Source organism: Pseudomonas sp. BN417 (assembly GCF_029871205.1).
Taxonomy (GTDB): Bacteria; Pseudomonadota; Gammaproteobacteria; order Pseudomonadales; family Pseudomonadaceae; genus Metapseudomonas.
Window position 1 is genome coordinate 226,460 of record NZ_SSOJ01000162.1, and the last position, 19,540, is coordinate 245,999.

The window sequence follows — 19,540 nt, forward strand, 5'->3', positions numbered from 1 at the left end:
ATCAGTGCGGCTTGGGCGGCAGCTCCGAGGGCGTCACCCGGAAGCGTAGGGTGCCGATCATCTGCCCGGCCTCGGTGAGTACCTGCACCTGCCAGCGGCCCGCCGGGTTGCCGGGGAAGTTCTGCTTGTGGGTCCAGGCGCGGTAGCCGGCCTCGCGGCCGCCGTGGATATCCAGGGCGATGCGGTCCACTTCGCGGCCGTTGAAGCGCCACACGTGGTAGATGCGCTCGTTCAGCCCGCGCGGCGCGTTGATCGCGGTATAGGCGTAGAGCCCCTTGCCGCGCAGCTCCGCCGCGCTGACCTCTTTCACCCCATCACCCGGCGTGCGCTTGTGATTGTCCAGGTCGGGTGTCACGGCCACCTCGGTGAGCCAGAGGGTCGCCGGCGGCACCCAGACCCGCGTCACCCAGCCCAGTCCGCCCAGCGCCAGAGTCAGCCCCACCAGGCCCGCCCCGCGCCACCAGTGCTGCACGCGGAAGGTGCCGAACAGGCTGACGAAGGACAGCGCCACGGCGGTGCCCAGGGCCCAGCGGTAACTCTGCGCGGTGGTCAGCTGGAGGATCAGCGGCAGCGCCGCCAACAGCACGGCGAACAGCGTCAGGGTGTGGTAGGCGAGAAACAGCCAGCGGCGCGGCGCCAGGTGGCGGTTGTAGATCGGATCGGTGATCGAGCAGAGCGCCGCGACCCCCAGCAGGCCGGTGAACAGGGCCTGGCCACTGTTCCAGCTGGTGGTGATGGCGAAGAACGGTAGCACGAAGAACAGGCTTTCCTGATGGATCAGCTGGGTCAGGAAACGCATCAGCGGTGGCGGCAGCTCGATGCCGAAGAGCCGTTCGACGCTGCGTCGGAACAGGTTCTCCAGCATCAGCCAGACCCAGCTCACCAGCAGCAGGATGGCGATCACCTTGGCCACCCGCGCGCCACGCTCCACCAGGAAGAAGCTCGCCATGCCCGAGCAGAAGCCATAGAGGGCGATCAGCCGCGGATGCCGCTGCAGCAGCTCGATCAGCTTGAGTACCTGGGGCTTGAAGGTGGACAGCAACATCGGGCGCGACTGGGCTCGGGGCAAAGCGCGCAGGATACTGCCGCCCGGCGACCCTGAGAAGGCGCGATTCCGCCGGGCTGACGGCGTGCGGCTCAGCGCAGCCGCAGGCGCATCCGCTGCGGCTGGTCGGGTCGGCCGTTGGGCAAGCTGCAGGGCGGCAGGTCCGCCACCCAGCGGAAGGCGAAACGCTCGTACAGGTGGATGGCCGGGCCGTTGGATTTCAGCACCGTCAGGTCCACCCGGCACATGCCCAACTGCCGGCAGCGATCGAGCGCCGCTTCCATCAGCTGCCCGCCCAGACCCTTGCCGCGATGGGCCTTCAACACCTGCATGCCGAGCAGCCCGAAGTCCTCCCCGGAACCGTCTTCCACCCGGCAGAAGCTGGCGGGATAGATTTCGATGGAGCCCACCAGCTCATCCTGGATGTCGGCGACGAACTGCGGCAGGCCCAGGGGCAGCGCCCGCAACAGTTGGGCGCGCATCTGCTCGATGGGCGGCGCCTCGGCGCGCAGGAGGAACTCGCCCTCGGCAGCGACCTCGGCGAAGAGCCGGTGCAAGGCTTCGATATCGCTGATGCGCAGCTTCCTGATCGACATGGGCATCCTGCTCCTGGGTGACTGCAGGCACTCTGGCCCAGGGCGCTCGGCCTGGCAACCGCGCCGCATTGGACTCGGGCTAAAGCCCGGTACTCATCCTTGTAGTGGTCAAGGCGCCCTCAGCGGTGCGATTGGACCTCCGGCTCGAAGTAACGCTGGGGCTCCGGCTGGGCGAGGTCCTCGTCCACCGCTTCCGGCGCGTCGGGGTTGTCCAGCACGGCATAGGCGATGGCGCAGAACAGCGAGTTGAGGCGCTTCATATCGCTGATCAGGCCCAGGTGCAGGGCGCTGGTTTCGATGCTTTGCACCACCTGTTGGTGCAGCCGCGAAACGTGGGCATGGGCGTAACGCCGTTCGAGGATGCGGAAGCGCTGCTTGGCCCGGCGCAGGCGTTTGGCGTTTTCCTGGTCGCCGTTGAGGAACACCGAGAGGGCGAGGCGCAGGTTTTCCACCAGCTGGTCGTGGAGGCTGACGATCTCCGCCAGCCCTTCATCGGAGAAGGCGCGGCCCTGGGCGTTCTTCTTGCTCTGCACGTCGTCGAGCATGCGCTCGATGATGTCGCCGGCCTGCTCCAGGTTGATGGTCAATTCGATGATCTCGGCCCAGCGCCGACTGTCGCGCTCCCCCAGGTCCTCGCGCGGCATGCGCGCCAGGTAGAGCTTGATGGCGGTGTAGAGGGCGTCGATATCGTCGTCGAGGCGGTGGATGTCCTTGCCCAGCATCGGGTCGCCGCCACGCAACAGGTGCAGCAGGTTGTTCAGCATCTGCTCAGCGATGTCGCCCATGCGCAGGGTCTCGCGCACCGCGTTGGCCAGGGCCAGGCTCGGCGTCTCCAGGGCGGCGGGGTCGAGGTGGCGCGGCTTGACCACATCGTCGGGCTGCGGGCGGTCCGGCAGCAGCCAGTTGCAGAAGCGCGCCATGGGCACTGTCAGCGGCAGGCAAAGGGCGCAGCGCACACCGTTGTAGAGGACGTGGAAGGCGATCACCAGCTCGGCGTTGGAGATCGGCCAACCATCGATCCAGTTGGCCAGCGGCCCAACCAGCGGGAGCACCAGGGCGCAGCCGGCGAGTTTGAACAGCAGGCTGCCCAGGGCCACCCGGCGCCCGGCGGCGTTCTGCAGGCTGCTGCTGAGCAGGGCGAGGACGCCGCTGCCGAGGTTGGCGCCGATCACCAGGCAGAGCGCCACCTTGAGTGAGATCACCTTGGACGCGGCGAGGGTCGCGGTGAGCAGCACGGCGGCCAGGCTGGAGTAGGAAACCATTGCGAACAGGGCGCCGGTCAGGGCATCCAGCAACACGTCGCCAGTGAGCGAAGAGAACAGCACCTTCACCCCCTTGGCGGTGGTGATGGGCTCGGCGGCGGCGATGATCAGCTGCAGGGCGAGGATGATCAGCCCGAGGCCGATGCCCACGCGGCCGAGCTGGCCGAGGCGGGTCTGCTTGCGGGAGAGAAAAAATATCACGCCGAAGAAGATCAGCAGCGGCGACAGCCAGGACAGGTCCAGGGTCAGCACCCGTGCCATCAGCGCCGTGCCGACGTCCGCGCCGAGCATGATGGCGAGTGCCGGGGCCAGCAGCATCAGGCCCTGGGCGACGAAGGAGCTGACCAGCAGCGCAGTGGCGTTGCTGCTCTGCACCAGGGCGGTCACCCCGATGCCGGCGGCGAAGGCCAGCGGCCGGCGACGGACGCTGCGGCTGAGCAGGCGGCGCAGGTTGGCGCCGTACACACGGAGGATCCCCGTTCGCACGATGTGCGTGCCCCAGATGAGCAAGGCGACGGCCGAGAGCAGATTGAGCAGCGTCAGCATGGTGGCCCTCCTGGCGATCTCGAAGGCCGCTGTGTCCATGCGCGGGGAAACAGCGGCGCAGTCAGGCGAGTGGTAACGAAATTGTCATCTTTAGACCTTCATGGTCTTGCGTGATTTCCAGGATGCGCCTGACTTTCTGGCACCTGCTGACAAGTAAAGCCCGCCGCGCAGGATTCTGCTCGTTATCGATCAAGGACTTGGAAAAAAAAGTTGAGGTGATTTCCGCGAGGGACCCGTAGCCCGAATTGCATCCGGGCTACGGGGTCCGCAATGGTGCTCAGCCCTCCTGCCGCCTCGCCCAGAACGGCTCCTGGGCAAAGCGCCCCTCCGCGCCGTAGTAGCCGCGCTTGAGCGTGAGGTACTCATCGACATGGCGACGGATATCGTCGCCATAGGTCCGGCGCAGGGCCTGCTCGTCGGCCCGGTCGGCGAAATGCGCGGCCGCCAGGCGGGCGGCTTCGATGCCGGTGCTGAGGGCGTAGCCGATGCCCATGGACGACAGCGGGTCGAACGCCGCCGCGGCATCGCCCGCCGCTGCCCAGCCCTCTCCGCAGGCGGGCTCCAGCGATTGCGAATGGGCCGGCCAGACGCGCAGTGGCTCCAGTGCTTCGAGCTGGCCGATACGCGCGCGCGTGTGGGGTGCCTGGTCCAGAGCGGCTTGCCAGAAGGCGGTACGGCTGGCGTGGCATTCCTGCAGCAGGTCGGAATCGGTCATCAGCACCGACACCACGCGGCCGTCCGGCACCGGCGCGCTGTACCACCAGCCCGTGGGCACCGACTCCACCAGGGAGCAGGCTTGCACCGTCGCGCTGGCGGCGTCGTGGTAGGTGGCCATCCCCACCAGGCGGTCGTGGCGCTGTTTCTTCGCCCCCAGCGCACGGGCCAGCCAGGCACTGCGCCCGGTGGCGTCGATCAGGTAGCCGCAGCGCAGCGGAACCTCGGCGTCCTCCAGGCTGACGGTGAGGCTCCAGCCGTCCTCATCGCGTATCACCTCCTGCAGCCGCGACTTCAGCAACAGCTGCGCACCGAAGGCGTGGGCGGCGCTGGCCAGGCCCGCGTCGAAGCGGCGCCGGTCCAGGTGCCAGCCGTAGCCTCGGCCGGTGAAGAGAAAATCCCGCGCGCGCAACTGGTCGTCGCCCCAGGCCGCGGTGAAGGCGTAGGACGGGCTGAAATCGGCCGCGCGGAAGGCCTCGCCAACGCCGAGATAGTCCAGCAGGGGCAGCACGCCGGGTGAGAGGGTTTCGCCCACCTTGTCGCCGTCGTAGCCCGAACGTTCCACCAGCATCACCGAGAGACCGGTGTAGCGCCGCAGGGTGAGGGCGGCCGCACAGGCGGCCGGCCCTCCCCCGGCGATCACTACGTCGAGGGTCCCCGGCCCCTCAGCGTGCAAGGTGCCCCCGTTTGGGAATGGCCAGGCGGGTGTCCACCTTCGGCCGTTGCGGGTCGGGCGCCAGGTACCAGGTGTTGAAGAAGTTGGCGTCGGCCCCGGTCACCGCGTTGCCGGCGCCCGCCACCGCGACGCTGGCGGCGACGAAGCGGTCGTTGTTGCGTTCGGTCTCCACGAAGTAGGGGAACAGGCTGCGGTACGGCCCGGTGGCCTCGTTGGTGATGAAGCCCAGGTAGTGCCAGGCCTGGATCATCTCCGAGAAGCTGTTGATGCCACGGCTGTAGATCGACTGCAGCGCGGAGGGGATGCCCGACTGGTACTGCGAGACTTCGCTGGCGTCGCCGGGCAGCACGTTCCACGGGCTCTGCGGCGGCCACCAGTAGGCATAGTAGGTGGGTGCCTTGGGCACGCCGTCCTGCTTGTTCACTTCCGGGTCGGTGAAGTTGACGTACTGCACCGTGCACTGGAAGAAGTCCGCCTGCCAGGGGATGGCCATGCGCTTGGTCAGATCGCCCGGCTCGCAGCCCTGGAACGCCAGGCCCGGTACGGTTTCGTTCTCCCGTGGGTCCAGGCCGTACTGGTAGTAGTAGGACTCGTCATGCCGGTGGCGGATGCGGAAGGGCGCTTCGTAGAGTTCCGGGCTGTAGAGGCTCCAGGTCACCTCGATCCCGGGGCAGAGCGGGCCGCCCACGCAGTTGCCGACGCTGGCGCGGTCCAGCGCGGTGACGCCTGGCAGCGCTGCCGGCGCGTCCAGGCTGAACTTGCCGGCAGCCCACTGACCGAGCAGGAAGTACTGGGTGCGGGTGAGGGTGAGGAACTTCGCCAGCACTGCGTTGCTCACGGAGTTGGAGCCCGAGTTCAGCGGCATCATCGGAATGCCCGAATCACCGTCGAAGAGCTGGCCCTGCTGGCCGTCGGTAAAGCCGTTATCCCCCGGGTTGCGGAATAGCCGGAAGTAGGCCTGGCGGTACTCGGCGGTGCGTTCGCTGGCGTCGGTGGCATCGAAGGGGGGGGGCGAGAAGCTGTTCAGCGCCGGCACCGAGGCTACCCAGCGATAGCCCGCGGGGCGCTTGAGGATGGGCTCGATATCGCGGCTGTAGTTGGCGACGTAGTCGGGGTTGTAGCGGTTGTTGGAAAACAGCGCCGGCAGCAGGCCGAGGTCGCGCACCGCGACGTCGAAGACCAGGTCGTCGAGGGTGACGATGTTCTCCAGTTCCGGCGCGAACTTCGGCGAGCCGACGATGCACCAGGCATTGAGGGTGAGCACCTGGCCATTTTTGAAGGTCAGGGAGCAGGTCACCGGGCCATCGGCGATATCGTCATGCCAGCCGTCGGCGCCGGCGAAGCTGGTGATCGGCTGGTTGCCGCCGGCATGGCCGTAGCCGCCGAGCACCAGCAGGCGGCCCTGCTGGTCAGTGCGCATCTCGCCCAGGGTGTTTACCGGCAGGCCCTGGGAGGGTGGTGGCGGGAAAGAGCCGTAGCGGTAGTCCGGCGGGATGCTGTCGCGGGAAAAGTCGGCCACGCCGCCGCGGCCGTCGAGGGTGCGCGGGCCCGGGTCGATGATCAATTGCTGGCGCTGCTGCTCGTTGGTCACGTTGGCGTTGCGCAGCGGCACGCCGACCTTCTCGTAGCTGTTGTCCGGGCCCAGCAGCAGGTTGCCCTGCAATTCCTGGAAGTTGTACCAGGCGGCCTTCTTGTTCGCGAGGTGCACCGTCCATTGCACGTTGGCCACCTGCGGGTCGTCCAGGGTGACTTCGCGGGTGGAGCCGTCGGCCGCCAAGGCGTACACGCCGAAACGCGCGGCCTGGCGCTTGATGCGGCCTTCCGGGTCCTTGTACTGCTCGACATGGATGGGCTGTCCGCGGTCGAACAGCTGCTGGCCCTGGGCGTCGCAGGCCAGCGGGCGTCCGCCTGTGGTCTCCGGTGCCAGGTAGAAGGCGTCAGGGCTGTTGCCGACCCTGGCGATGCCGATGCTCGGGCCTATGACATATTGGTCCATCTCCTTTCCTCCTCTGTATCGCGGTCTTCCATTTCCACGACGGGCAGGCCCGCCGCGGGCCTCAACGCACTAGTCGAAATAGCCGGAGCAACCGGCGAAGAACTGGCTGGCGGGCATGGGCTCGCTTTGCTCGGGCGCCACCGTCTCGATCAGCAGGCCCTGGGGGCCGGGCGGCCCGCACAGGGCCACCACGCCGTCGGGTGTGCCCAGCAGGCGGCCGGGCGTGCCGCGGTAGTCGCGCGGTGCCGGCGCCGCCTCGAGCAGCTCGATGCGCTGGCCATGAAAATGGCTGAAAGCGCCGGGATAGGGCGGTGACTGGGCGCGGATCAGGTTGTGGATATCGCGGGCAGGAAGCGACCAGTCGATGCGCATCTCGCGCTCGCCGCGCTTGTGGAAGAAGGTCGCCTGGCTGCGGTCCTGGGGGGTGAACTGCGCGCTGCCGCGCGCCAGGGCGTCCACCGCAGCCAGGGCCAGGCTGGAGAACAGCGGCAGGGTGCGCTGGAAGACATCGGTGGCGGTGTCCTGCGGGAGGATGGGGACGACTTCCTGGAGCAGGATATCGCCCAGGTCCAGTTCGTCGTCCACCCGGTGCACGGTCACACCGGTCTGGGTTTCGCCGTTGGCCACGGCCCAGTTGATCGGGGCGAAGCCGCCGTAGCGCGGCAGCAGTGCATCGTGCAGGTTGATGCCGCCGTGGCGGGCGAGGGCGCAGACCTTGGGCGAAAGCCAGGTGCGCCAGTTGGAGAGCACCAGCAACTCGGGCTCCAACGCCGCCAGTTGCTCGGCCAGGGCCGGCGAGTTGGCATGGCGGCATTCGACCAGGGGGATACCGGCGGCAGCGGCCAGGTCGGCCACCGAGGCGGCCCAGAGATTGTCGGCGGGGTTGCGGCTGGGCGGGTGGGTCACCACCAGCGGCACGTCATGGCCGTTGGCGAGCAGGGCCCCGAGCGTCTCGGTCCCCCAGCGCTGAAAACCGAAGAAAACGATGCGCATCCATTCGCCCGTCCATGGTTCTTCCCTGGTGGATTGGACACTAGACCCGCGAAGTCAGAAGTCAAATGACGTTCATCGGCAAGATTCCTGGCCGTCCAGCACCCCCTCGGCATCCCCGCGACGGCGCAGCAGCCACGCATCGCCTGCCTCCAGCGCCACCTCGGCGGGCGTTGGGTGCAGGCCGAAATGCAGCAGGCTGTGGTGCAGGGCATAGGCGCCGCAATTGGGCAGGGCCAGCAGGTCGCCCGGCGCGGGAAGCGGCAGCGGCAGGTCTTCCACCAGCACATCCTGGGGCGTCGGCAGGCAACCGGCGACGCTGGCCCGACACAGTGGCCGGCCCTCGCCACCGACCAGGCGCAGCAGGCGGTTGGCCTTGCCGTTGTAGCCCCGCAACAGGTTGTGGATGCCGCCGTCGACTATCACCCAGGTGCGCCCGCGGGATTCGCGCACATCCAGCACCCGGGTGAGGTAGCAGCCACTCTCGGCCACCAGGTAGCGGCCTACCTCCAGCAGAAGGCGCACGGGTCTTGAAGCGCTGGCCTGCAAGTCGCGCAGGCCCCGTGCGAAGCGGGCGAGGTCGAAGGCCGCCTCTACATCGGCATAGGGCACGCCCAGGCCGCCGCCGATATCCAGGCAGTCCAGGCTGGGCCGGCCTTCGCGGCGCAACGTTTCCAATAAGCCCAGCAGCCACTGGGCCGGACGCAGCAGGCGGTCCGCATCCAGCAAATTACTCGCCACATAGCAATGCAAGCCGCGCAGGCGCAGGCCGGGCAATGCGTCCAGTGCCGGCAGCACCTCGCCCAGGCGGTCGGCGTCGACGCCGAACTTGCTGCTCGCCTCGGCTATCTGGATGCCGTCGCTAGCGGCCTCCTCCAGCAACGCGGCCGGTGGATGCAGGCGCAGCAACACGTCCTGGCGATAGCCCAGGCGGCGTGCCAGGGCATCCAGCCGGTGGGCCTCGGTCAGGGACTCCAGCACCACCAGGGCCGGGCGCGCGGCGCCAAGCCGTGCCAGCAGGGCCGGGTACTTGGCCGGGCCGGTGAACAGCAGGCGCTCGGCCGGAAAGCCCGCGGCCAGGGCGGTCACCAGTTCGCCTTCGGAGCTGATGTCGGCGCCCAGCCCGGCTTCCTGCAACAGGCGGCAGATGCCCAGCGACGGGTTGGCCTTGAAGGCGTAGTGCAGCGCCGTGCCCGGCGGCAGGGCGTTGACCAGGCCGGTGGCCTGCTGGCGGATGCGTGCCAGGTCGTAGGTGAACAGCGGGGTGCCGAAGCGCTCGGCGGCCCTGGTCAGGGCGATGTCAGCGGGATGATCTAGCATGAGGTTCTTCCATGAGCGTTCAGTGATCCAGGGAGGGAGCACCCATGAAGATAGTCCTGGCCTATTCCGGTGGGCTCGACACCTCGGTCGCCTTGCGCTGGCTGAAGGAGCACTACCAGGCGGAGGTCATCGCCGTCTGCGCCAACCTCGGCCAGCCCGAGGATTTCCCGGCGATCCGCGACAAGGCCCTGGCCAGCGGGGCCAGCAAGGTGTTCATCGAAGACCTGCGCGAGGAGTACCTGCGCGACTTCGTCTTCCCCGCCCTGCGCGCCGGCGCCCTCTACGAGCGGCGCTACACCATGGCCGCGCCCCTGGGCCGGCCGTTGATCGCCCGGCACCTGGTGCGCATCGCCCATGCCGAGGGCGCCCAGGCGGTGGCCCATGGTTCCACCGGCAAGGGCAATGACCAGGTGCGTTTCTATGCCGGCGTGGTGGCCCATGACCCGACCCTGCGCGTGCTGGCGCCCTGCGCAGAGTGGGAGCTCAAGTCCCGCGACGACGAGCTGGCCTACGCCCAGCGTTTCGGCATCCCGGTCAGCGCCACTGTCGACAGCCCCTTCAGCATGGATGGCAGCCTCTGGGGCACCAGTACCGAATGCGGCAGCATCGACGACTTTCGCACCCGATTGCCGGCCAATGCCTTCCAGTTGACCCTAGACCCCCAGCAGGCGCCGGACGTACCGGCGCGTCTGGTGATCGGCTTCGAGCGGGGCGTTCCGGTGAGCCTCGATGGCCAGCGCCTGGCCCCCGTGGAGCTGGTGCGGCGCCTTACCGAACTGGGTGGCCGGCATGGCGTGGGGCGTGTCGACATGGTGGAAAACAGCCTGATGGGCATCAAGAACCGCGCCCTCTACGAAAGCCCGGCCGGCGCCATCCTGCACTACGCCCTCCGCGAACTGGAGGACCTGACCATCGACGGCGACACCCTGCACTGCAAGGCCGAACTGGCGCTGAAATACGCCGAACTGGTGTATCGCGGCCAGTGGTGGTCGCCGTTGCGCCAGGCGTTGGACGCCTTCGTCGAGGCCAGCCAGGCCCACGTCAACGGCAGCATCGCCCTGCGCCTGTACAAGGGCGGGATCCAGGTCGAAGGCCGGGAAACCGCTGATGCGTTGTTCGATTACAGCCTGACCGCCCAGGACAGCGCCGACCGCTTCGACCATCCGGCGGGCATCGGCTTCGCCTATGTCTGGTCGCTGCCCCAGCGCATCCGCGCCAAGCTGCGCGGGCCGGCCTCGGAGCTCTGACCCCGGGGCGGTCGCGCGCATCGGGGGCGACCACTGGCGGGGTCGGCTGCTAACCTGTGCCGACCTCAAGGATGCGATGCCCCCATGCTCAACCTCTACCACGCCAACGACCTGGAAAGCCTCGGCGAGCTGGCTTGTACACTGCTCGCCCAACCCCAGCGCGACCCGCTGGCGCCCGCCCGGGTGGTGGTGCCGAGCCAGGGCATGGGCCGCTGGCTGACCCTGCAGCTGGCGCGCAAGCAGGGCATCGCCATGCACCTGGATATCCAGTTGCCGGCGCGTTTCGTCTGGGACGTCACCCGCCTGGTGCTCGGCGAGCTGCCACCGCAATCGGCCTTCAACCCGGTCACCCTCGGCTGGCGCCTCTACGACTGGCTCTGCGAGCCGGCCAACCTCGAGCGCGCGCCGCGCCTGGCGCAGTACCTGGAGGGTGGCGACGAGCGCCGCCGGCTGACCCTGGCCTCGCGCATCGCCGACGTCTTCGACCAGTACCTGCTCTACCGCGACGACTGGCTGGCCGCCTGGGAGCGCGGCGAGCTGCCGGGATTGGGCGCCGACGAGGAATGGCAGGCCCTGCTCTGGCGCGAACTCACCGCCGATGGCCACCCCCACCGCGCGCGCCTCCTGGACGACCTGCTGGCGAAGCTGCACGGCGGCGAGACCATTGACGGCCTGCCGGAGCGCCTGCTGGTGTTCGGCATCAGCAGCCTCCCGCCGCACCATATGCGGGTGCTGGAAGGCCTGGCGCGGCATTGCGAGGTGATCCTCTTCGCCCTCAACCCCTGCCGCGAGGCCTGGGGCGATATCCGCGACATCCGCGAACTGGCCAGGCTGCCGGAGCCCGGTATCGACGACTGGTACCTGGACGTCGGCCACCCGCTGCTGGCCAGCCTCGGCAAGCAGGGCCGCGACTTCTTCGACGCCCTCTTTACCCTGGGCGGCCAGGAGATCGGCGTCTACGCCGAGGACGAGGACCTCCACGACGGCAGCCTGCTGCGCGCCGTGCAGAACGACATCCTGCGCCTGCGCACCCGTCGCCCCGAGGAGCGCATGGCGCTGCGCGAGGACGACCGTTCCCTGGAAGTGCACCTCTGCCATTCGCCCCTGCGCGAGGTGGAGGTGCTGCACGACCAGTTGCTGGCGCGCTTCAAGGCCGACCCCACGCTCAGCCCCGACCAGGTGGTGGTGCTGACCCCGGACATCGAACGCTACGCCCCCTATATCGAAGCCGTGTTCGCTCCGCGCGAGGGTGTGCCGCGCATCCCCTTCAGCCTGGCCGACCGCAGCCTGCGCGCCGAACTGCCGCTGGTGGAGGCCTTCCTCGCCTTGCTGGAGTTGCCGCAGAGCCGCTTCGCCGCCGAAGAACTGCTGGCCTGGCTGGAACAGCCGGCCCTGGCCACCCGCGCCGGCATCGAGCATGAAGACCTGCCGCTGCTGCGCGACTGGCTGCGCGACGCCGGCGTGCGCTGGGGCCGCGATGCGGCCCACCGGGCGCGGCTGGGCCTGCCGGAAGAAGGCGCCTTCAGCTGGCGCCAGGGCCTCGACCGCCTGCTGCTGGGCTTCGCCGCGCCGCCGCAATTGGCCGGCGACGCTCCGCCCCTGCTGGGCGAGAACTGGCCACTGGACGCCCTGGAAGGCGCCCGCGCCCAGTTGCTCGGGCGTCTCGCCGGCTTCGTCCAGCGCCTTGGCGCCCTGGCCGACGACATGGCCCGGCCGCGCCCGCTGGCGGACTGGGCCGAGACCCTGCAAGGCCTGATCGACCAGCTGTTCGACGAGCGCGAGGCCGGCGACACCCTGCTGCTGCTGTCCCAGGCCTGTGGCGCCCTGCGTGACCAGGCCGAGGCCGCCGGCATCCAGCGCCCGCTGGAACTGGCGCTGGTGCGCCAGCACCTGGTGGCGGCCCTGGACCAGGGCAGTGGCGCCTCGGGCTTCCTCACCGGCGCCGTGACCTTCTGCACCATGGTGCCCATGCGCAGCCTGCCCTTCCGCCAGGTCTGCCTGCTGGGCCTGGACGACGGCGCCTTCCCGCGCCGCACCCCGGCCGCCGGCTTCGACCTGATCACCCGCAAGCCGCGCCGGGGCGACCGCGCCCGGCGCCTGGACGACCGCTACCTGTTGCTGGAAACCCTGCAATCGGCGCGCGATGGCCTCTACCTCAGCTTCGTCGGCCGCGACCCGCGGGACAACGCAAACCTGCCGCCGTCGGTGCTGGTCAGCGAACTGCTGGAAACCATCGACCTCACTGCCACGGCTGGCGACGGCAAAGCCAGCGAGCGGGTGCTACTGGCCCATCCACTGCAGCCGTTCGCCCCGGCCAACTTCGCCGGCGGCCAGCAGGCCGGCTTCGCCGCGCCCTGGTTCCGTGCGGCCCAGCGCCTGGCCGAAACGCCCCAGGCTGCTGCCGCGCCCTTCGCCCTGCCCCTGCCGGAACCGGACGCCGACTGGCTGACCCTGGAGCCCTCGCAACTGATCCAGTGCTTCCGCCACCCGGCGCGCTTCCTCCTCGAACAGCGCCTCGGCCTGCGCCTGGCGGAAACCGAGGAAGCCCTCGCCAGCGACGAACCCTTCAGCCTCGAAGGCCCGGCCTGGCGCGGCCTGCGCCAGCTGGCGCTGGACGCTGTGGAGCGTGGCTGGTCCGAGGCGGATGAGAAGCGCATCGCCCGTGCCGCTGGCTGGCTGCCCGTCGGCGAAGTCGGCCACGCCCTCTGGGGCCAGCTGCGCGGTCCGGTGCGCGCCTTCGCCCCGCGTCTGTTCGAGGCTCGCCCCGAAGCGGTGCCGCAACCGCTGCTGGTGGATATCGAACTGGCCGGCGTGCGCATCCACGGCTGGCTGGACGGCGTCACCCCGGAGGGCCTGTTCGGCTGGCGCCTGAACCGCCTCGGCGAGTGGGAGCTGGCGCCCTTCTGGCTGCGCCACCTGCTGCTCAACCTGTCCGCCACCCCCGGCATTGCCCGCGACAGCCGCCTGCTCTCCCCGGCCGGCGACTGGCAGGCCGGCCCCCTGGCCAATGCCCGCGAGCTGCTGGAGCCCTGGCTCCATGCCTATCGCGAAGCCCTGTGCACGCCCTTGCCCTTGCTCACCAAGACCAGCCACGGCTTCGCCCATGGCCTGCGCAAACCCGGCCGCAAGGAACCCATCGACGCCGCCCGCGACAAGGCCCGCGTGGCCTGGGAAGGCATCGATTTCGGTCCCGTCGGCGAACGCCAGGACCCCTGGTACGCCCTCGCCTTCCGCGACCGCGAACCCCTCGGCGAACGCTTCGAGCAACTGGCCGAAACCCTGCTCGGCCCGGCCCTGGATGCCCTGGCGGGAGATGAAGATGAGGATTGATGCTGGGCATTTCGGCCGGGATGAACACCCTGTGGGGGCGAATTCATTCGCGAAGCAGGCCGCAGGCCTGCCCTCTGAAGTTCTGATGGACAAGGAACGCCCATGAGCCTCGACCTCCTCAACGACCCCTTCACCGGCCGCAGCCTGATCGAGGCCAGCGCCGGCACCGGCAAGACCTGGACCCTCACCGCCCTTTACGCCCGACTGTTGCTGGAGCGCCAGCTGGGCGTCGGGCAGATCCTGGTGGTGACCTACACCACCGCGGCCACCGCCGAGCTGCGCGAGCGCATCCGTGCGCGACTGGCGGCATTGCTGGCCATGTACGAAGGCGCGCCGGCGCCAGACCCGGTGCTGGCCGGGCTGCATGCCCAGTACCCGGGCGAGGATGCCCACCGCCGCCTGCTGCTGGCGGTGCACGGCTTCGACGAGGCGGCCATCTTCACCATCCACGGCTTCTGCCAGCGCGCCCTGCAGGACGCCGCCTTCGAGGCCGGAGGCGATTTCGACAGCGAGCTGGCTACCGATGACCGCGAAGTGCTCGATGCCCTGCTCGCCGATCTCTGGCGCCGCGAACTGGCCGAGGCCGAGCCGGCCTGGGCGTGCTTCCTCGCACAGAAACGCATCACCCCGACCTGGTTGCGCCAGCGCCTGCGCTCGCACCTGGGCAAGCCGTACCTGCGCATCGAACCCAGCGAGCTGGAGCTGGGCGACCTGTCCGTCGCCGGCGATGCCTGGAGCCATGCCCAGGGCTTCTGGCAGCGCCAGGGCGCCGAGTGCATGGCCCAGCTGGCGCAACTCGATGGCCTCAACAAGCGCAGCTACGACGCCGCCAAGTTCGCCCTCTGGCAGACCGGGCTGGATGCTTATTTCGCCGATCCGGCGGCCGTCTTCTCCCCGCCAGCCGGGCTGGAAAAGCTCGGCACCGAGGCGTTGGCCAAGGCTACCAAGAAAGGCTTCGACGCCCCTGATCACCCCGTCTGCGCTGCCCTGCAGCGGCTCTTCGATGCACTGGAAGAAGCCCGGCCGGCTGGCGAGGCACGCCTGATCGCCCTGCAAGTGCGCCTGCTGGAAGCGCTCAACGAGGAGCTGCCGGCGCGCAAGGCGGCCCAGCGCCTGCTGGCCTTCGACGACCTGCTCAACCGCCTCGACGATGCCCTGCATGGCCCTGCGGGCGAAGCCCTGGGCCAGGCCCTGCGCGAACGCTACCCGGTGGCGCTGATCGACGAGTTCCAGGACACCGACCCGGTGCAGTACGCCATCTTCCATCGGGTCTACGAGCACCAGGGCGACCTGTGCTTCGTCGGCGACCCCAAGCAAGCCATCTATGCCTTCCGTGGTGCCGACCTCGCCACCTACCTCAAGGCTCGCGAGGAAGCTGCGCGGCAGTACAGCCTGGACACCAACCACCGCTCCACGCCGCAGCTGATCGCCGCGCTCAACCAGGTGTTCGACCGCCCCCTGCCCTTCGCCGAGCCTGGCCTGGACTACCCGCCGGTGGGCGCCAGCAGCAAGGCCCGCGCGCAGTTGATACTGCCCGAGGCCGGCGCGCCGCTGGAACTGGTCTGGTTGGGTGACGAATCCATCGGCAAGGGCGACGCCGGTCGTGCGGTGGCGAGCGATACCGCTCGGCGCATCGCCGGGTTGCTGGCCGCAAGTAGCAGGGGCGAGGCCTATTTCGACGAAGATGGCCAGCGTTCGCCGCTCAAGGGCGGTGACATCGCGGTACTGGTGGCCAGCCATCGCCAGGCTGGCGACGTCGCCGCCGAACTGGCCGCCCGTGGCGTGCCCAGCGTGCGCCGGGGGCGCGACAGCGTCTGGCACAGCGAGGAAGCCGAGGAACTGGCGGCGGTGCTCGCCGCCTATGCCGAACCTGGCCGCGAGGGCGTGCTGCGCTATGCCCTGTCCACCCGCCTGCTGGGCCGCGACGCCCAGCAACTGGCGCGTTGCCAGGACGACGAACATGCCTGGGATGAGGAGCGCGAGAACGCCGAGCGCTACCACCAGCTCTGGCAGCAGCAGGGTTTCATGCGCGCCTTCCGTGCCTGGCTCGATGAACAGGGCGTGGCCGAACGGCTGATCGCCCTGCCCGACGGCGAGCGGCGCCTGACCAACCTCCTCCACCTGGCCGAACTGCTGCAGAGTGAAAGCGTCCAGCGCCCCGGCCTGGAGCCCCTGCTGGCCTGGTTCAATGCCCAGCGCGCCGCCGAAAGCCACGGCGACGATGCCCTGCTGCGCCTGGAGAGCGATGCCGAGCGGGTGCAGATAGTCACGGTGCACACCAGCAAGGGCCTGGAGTACCCCCTGGTGTTCTGCCCCTACCTCTGGGACGGCGCCCTGTTGCGCCGCGATGAGGACATCACCTGCCATGCCGAGGACGGCACGCCGCTGCTCGACCTGGGTGGCGAGAACTTCGACGAGCACCGTGCCGCGGCCCGCCGCGAGCGCTTCGCCGAGCGCCTGCGCCTGGCCTACGTGGCCCTGACCCGTGCCCGCGACCGCCTCTGGCTGCATTGGGGCCCGGTGGCCCTGCCCAAGGCGAAGAAGGACGGCGAGCTGCCGGAAGACGGCCTGCACAGCTGCGCCCTCGCCTGGCTGCTGCATGGCCGCGAACTGGCTGACGCCGACGTACTGGACGCCCTCGCCCGTCACCTGGCCGCTGGCGATGGCGCGGCCTTGCGCGCCGAGCTGGAGGACCTGGCCGGCGCCAGTGGCGGCCATATCGCCGTGGTCGCGCCGCAAGCCGGGGAAGCCAGCGCCCAGGGCGAGTCCCGTGCCCTGCCCCCAGCCGGCCTGTCGACCCTGGACCGCGGCCTGTCCAGCGCCTGGCGGGTGGGCAGCTTCTCCGGTCTCGCCGCCGGCCTGCACATGGAAGCGCCGGACCGCGACACCCTGGCGGTGCCGCCTGCCAGCGAGCCGGGCAGCGGATTCTTCGCCTTCCCCCGCGGCGCCCGCGCCGGTACCTGCCTGCACGCGATGCTGGAGGACTGGGTTCGCGGCGAGGGCGAGCTGCCCGCGCTGGTGCAGAAGCACTTGCAGGGCCACGGCCTGCCGGACAGCTGGGCGGAAATCGCCAGCGCCCACCTGCAGCTGGTGCTGGACGCCGACCTGGACGGCCAGGGCCTGCGCCTTTCCGCACTCGCGGCGCATCGCCGGCTGCCGGAACTGGGCTTCACCTTCCCGGTGGCCGAGCTGGACGTCGGCCGCCTGCGCGCGCTGCTCGCCGACCCGGTCCATGGCCTGCCGGAGCCCATGCGCGCCGCCGCCGAACGTCTGGAGTTCGACACCCTCAAGGGCTTCATGAAGGGCTTCATCGACCTTACCTTCGAGCACGCCGGGCGCTGGTACATCGCCGACTACAAATCCAACTGGCTCGGCCCGGACGCCAGCTACTACGGTGGCGAACGCCTGGAGCAGGCAATCGCCGCCGAGCACTACCACCTGCAGTACCTGATCTACCTGGTGGCGCTGCGGCGCTTCCTGCGCCAGCGCCTGGATGGCTTCTCCAGCGAGCAGCTGGGCGGCGCTTACTACCTGTTCCTGCGCGGCATGCCGGACGCAGGGGTGTTCTTCCATCGTCCCGCCGACAGCCTGCTGGATGCGCTGGACCTGTTGTTCGCGGAGGGCCGCTGATGAGCCTCGCCGAATGGCCCCTGGGGCCGCTGGAACGGCATTTCGCCGAGAGCCTGCATCGCCTTGATCCGCAGGCGCCGGAGCCGGTCCTGGCCGCCGCCGCGCTCTGCTGCCAGGCCCTGGGTGCGGGGGACGTCTGCCTGCCCCTGGCGCGGGTGGCCGGGCAACTGCTGTTCGCGGAAAGCGGACCCGGTGTCCAGGCACCTGCCCTGCCCGCCTGGATCGATGCCCTGCAGGCCTCGTCCCTGGTGGCGGCGCCGGGCGGTTATGCGCCCCTGACCCTGGACGGCGCGCGCCTCTACCTCAGCCGCTACCACGCCTACGAGGCGCAACTGGCGGAGAGCCTGCTGCAGCGGGCGGACGCGCGGCCGGAGGTGGACGAGGCGCAGCTGGCCGAATCCCTGGTGCGGCTCTTCGCCCGCAACACCCAGCAGCCGGACTGGCAGCGCCTGGCCGCTGCCCAGGCCGTCAGGCGCAACCTGGCGGTGATCTCCGGCGGCCCCGGCACCGGCAAGACCACCACCGTGGTGCGCCTGCTCGCGGCCCTCCTGGAACAGCCCGGCGGCCAGCGCCTGGCCATTGGCCTCGCCGCGCCCACCGGCAAGGCCGCCGCGCGAATGGCCGAGGCGATCCGCAACGCCAAGGCCGAGCTGCCGGTGAGCGACACCATCAAGGCTGCGCTGCCCGAGGAAGCACGCACCCTGCACCGCCTGCTGGGCAGCCGCGGCGACAGCCCGCAGGTTCGGCACCACGCCGACAATCCACTGCCCCTGGATGTGCTGGTGGTGGACGAGGCCTCCATGGTCGACCTGGCGCTGATGGCCAAGCTGCTCGCCGCCCTGCCGCCCAACGCGCGGCTGATCCTGCTGGGCGACAAGGACCAGCTGGCGGCGGTGGAAGCCGGCGCGGTGTTCGCCGAACTCTGCGAAGGACGCGGCCTGGACGCCACGGCGGCGGCTGACCTGACCCGCATCACCGGCCAGCAGGTGCCGGTGGAGAGCCCGCGTTCGCGCCTGGGCGATGCCGTGGTGCTGCTGACCCACAGCCACCGTTTCGCCGGCGACAGCGGCATCGGCGAGTTGGCGCGCCGGATCAATACCGGCGACGCCCGCGGCACCCTGGAGCTGCTGCGTGGCGCCCACCCGGACCTGGCCTGGAACGCCGGCCCCAGCCCGGCCGCCCTCCTGGAACGGCTGGAGACCGGTTATGCGCCCTACTTCGCCGCTGTGCGCCTGGCCGATCCCGCCTCGGCCTTCGCCGCCTTCAACGGCTTCCGCGCCCTCACCGCCCAGCGCGAAGGTCCCTGGGGCGTGGCTGGCATCAACGAAGCGCTGGAGGCGCGTATCAAGCGCCGCCTGGGCATCCCCGCTCGTGAACGCTGGTATCCGGGCCGGGCGGTGATGGTGCGGCAGAACGACTACGCCCTGGGGCTGTTCAATGGCGATATCGGCCTCTGCCTGGCCACGCCCCACGGCCTGCGGGTCTACTTTGAAAGCGGGGGCTCGGGCGACGAGGGCTATCGCCCCTTCGCCCCGGCGCGCTTGCCCAGCCACGACAGCGCCTTCGCCATGACGGTGCACAAGAGCCAGGGCTCGGAGTTCACCGAGGTGCTGCTGGCGCTGCCGGAGCAACCCAGCCCGCTGCTCAGCCGCGCGCTGTTCTATACAGGCATCACGCGGGCCAAGCAGAAGGTGGAAATCTGGGGCCTGCCGGCGAGGTTGGCGGAGGCGGTCTCGACCAAGGCCGAGCGCGCCGCCGGCCTGGCGGAGCGTCTGGGGGTGGCGGCCCTGATGCCCAACCTTCCACCGCCCGCGCCGCCGCCTGCACAGGATCAACTGAGCCTGTTCTGATCCTGGATTCGGACGGTTCCTGGAGGGGCGAGTTCATTCGACAAGGGCTGCGTAGCAGCCCCGACCTGGAGCCAGGGGCAGACCTTCGGCCTGCTTGGCGAATGAATTGGCTATGTCTGCATTAGGTATAGCTAGATCGTCCTGAGCCGAGCTGCTTATCGAGCGGGCTGCGAGTCTCTGTTTCGCCTCCCGGCGAGTCACTTCTTTCANNCGCCAAAGAAGTAACCAAGAACGCTCGCCCCTGCATCCGGCCCCGGCTTCGCCGGGGTTCCCTTGCTCCATCGTCGCTCCGGGGGCCCGGCGTGAGGGGCCATCCATGGCCCCGCACGCCTCTCGCG

General features: G+C 69.7%; 11 protein-coding genes. 4 read left to right on the forward strand and 7 right to left on the reverse strand.

All coding sequences use genetic code 11. The annotated features are described in order from the left end of the window. Position 1: 1 nt before the first annotated feature. The 7 genes from E8F11_RS27975 to E8F11_RS28005 form a co-directional block, all read right to left on the reverse strand. Entirely contained in the window at positions 2 to 1,045 is a 1,044-nt protein-coding gene (locus tag E8F11_RS27975; protein ID WP_280292167.1) for a DUF5924 family protein, read from the reverse strand. A 92-nt stretch (positions 1,046 to 1,137) separates the two neighbouring features. Next, the gene (locus E8F11_RS27980; protein WP_280292168.1) at positions 1,138 to 1,641 is read right to left on the reverse strand and encodes a GNAT family N-acetyltransferase; all 504 of its coding nucleotides are present in this window, start codon (positions 1,639 to 1,641) and stop codon (positions 1,138 to 1,140) included. Positions 1,642 to 1,760: 119 nt separating this feature from the next. Beyond that, on the reverse strand, positions 1,761 to 3,449 hold the full coding sequence (locus tag E8F11_RS27985) for a Na/Pi cotransporter family protein (protein ID WP_280292169.1): 1,689 nt from the start codon (positions 3,447 to 3,449) through the stop codon (positions 1,761 to 1,763). Between the two features lie 277 nt (positions 3,450 to 3,726). Beyond that, on the reverse strand, positions 3,727 to 4,839 hold the full coding sequence (locus E8F11_RS27990) for a tryptophan 7-halogenase (protein WP_280292170.1): 1,113 nt from the start codon (positions 4,837 to 4,839) through the stop codon (positions 3,727 to 3,729). Then, positions 4,829 to 6,835: a CTQ-dependent lysine 6-oxidase LodA gene (gene lodA / locus E8F11_RS27995; protein WP_280292171.1), complete on the reverse strand. Its 2,007-nt coding sequence runs from the start codon at positions 6,833 to 6,835 to the stop codon at positions 4,829 to 4,831. The genes E8F11_RS27990 and lodA overlap by 11 nt, the downstream gene beginning before the upstream one ends. A 69-nt stretch (positions 6,836 to 6,904) precedes the next feature. Then, positions 6,905 to 7,828, reverse strand: a complete 924-nt coding sequence (locus E8F11_RS28000; RefSeq protein ID WP_280292172.1) for a methionyl-tRNA formyltransferase — start codon at positions 7,826 to 7,828, stop codon at positions 6,905 to 6,907. A 72-nt stretch (positions 7,829 to 7,900) separates the two neighbouring features. Next, complete coding sequence (locus tag E8F11_RS28005; RefSeq protein WP_280292173.1) at positions 7,901 to 9,145, reverse strand: hypothetical protein; 1,245 nt, start codon at positions 9,143 to 9,145, stop codon at positions 7,901 to 7,903. A gap of 44 nt (positions 9,146 to 9,189) precedes the next feature. Between E8F11_RS28005 and E8F11_RS28010 the strand changes: the two genes are divergently transcribed. The 4 genes from E8F11_RS28010 (at position 9,190) to recD (ending at position 19,202) form a co-directional block, all read left to right on the forward strand. Next, entirely contained in the window at positions 9,190 to 10,392 is a 1,203-nt protein-coding gene (locus E8F11_RS28010; RefSeq protein WP_280292174.1) for an argininosuccinate synthase, read from the forward strand. A gap of 84 nt (positions 10,393 to 10,476) precedes the next feature. Then, the gene (recC, locus tag E8F11_RS28015) at positions 10,477 to 13,722 is read left to right on the forward strand and encodes an exodeoxyribonuclease V subunit gamma (protein WP_280292175.1); all 3,246 of its coding nucleotides are present in this window, start codon (positions 10,477 to 10,479) and stop codon (positions 13,720 to 13,722) included. Between the two features lie 102 nt (positions 13,723 to 13,824). Beyond that, positions 13,825 to 17,352, forward strand: coding sequence for an exodeoxyribonuclease V subunit beta (gene recB / locus E8F11_RS28020; RefSeq protein WP_280292176.1), 3,528 nt, complete (start codon positions 13,825 to 13,827; stop codon positions 17,350 to 17,352). Beyond that, the gene (gene recD / locus E8F11_RS28025) at positions 17,352 to 19,202 is read left to right on the forward strand and encodes an exodeoxyribonuclease V subunit alpha (protein ID WP_280292177.1); all 1,851 of its coding nucleotides are present in this window, start codon (positions 17,352 to 17,354) and stop codon (positions 19,200 to 19,202) included. The genes recB and recD overlap by 1 nt, the downstream gene beginning before the upstream one ends. Positions 19,203 to 19,540: the final 338 nt, after the last annotated feature.

What these genes read in the sequence shown, in the direction of transcription:
- E8F11_RS27975 (WP_280292167.1), bottom strand. Translation starts at nt 1,045, where the DNA reads ATGTTGCTGTCCACCTTCAAGCCCCAGGTACTCAAGCTGATCGAGCTG.
- E8F11_RS27980 (WP_280292168.1), bottom strand. Translation starts at nt 1,641, where the DNA reads ATGTCGATCAGGAAGCTGCGCATCAGCGATATCGAAGCCTTGCACCGG.
- E8F11_RS27985 (WP_280292169.1), bottom strand. Translation starts at nt 3,449, where the DNA reads ATGCTGACGCTGCTCAATCTGCTCTCGGCCGTCGCCTTGCTCATCTGG.
- lodA (WP_280292171.1), bottom strand. Translation starts at nt 6,835, where the DNA reads ATGGACCAATATGTCATAGGCCCGAGCATCGGCATCGCCAGGGTCGGC.
- E8F11_RS28000 (WP_280292172.1), bottom strand. Translation starts at nt 7,828, where the DNA reads ATGCGCATCGTTTTCTTCGGTTTTCAGCGCTGGGGGACCGAGACGCTC.
- E8F11_RS28005 (WP_280292173.1), bottom strand. Translation starts at nt 9,145, where the DNA reads ATGCTAGATCATCCCGCTGACATCGCCCTGACCAGGGCCGCCGAGCGC.
- E8F11_RS28010 (WP_280292174.1), top strand. Translation starts at nt 9,190, where the DNA reads ATGAAGATAGTCCTGGCCTATTCCGGTGGGCTCGACACCTCGGTCGCC.
- recC (WP_280292175.1), top strand. Translation starts at nt 10,477, where the DNA reads ATGCTCAACCTCTACCACGCCAACGACCTGGAAAGCCTCGGCGAGCTG.
- recB (WP_280292176.1), top strand. Translation starts at nt 13,825, where the DNA reads ATGAGCCTCGACCTCCTCAACGACCCCTTCACCGGCCGCAGCCTGATC.
- recD (WP_280292177.1), top strand. Translation starts at nt 17,352, where the DNA reads ATGAGCCTCGCCGAATGGCCCCTGGGGCCGCTGGAACGGCATTTCGCC.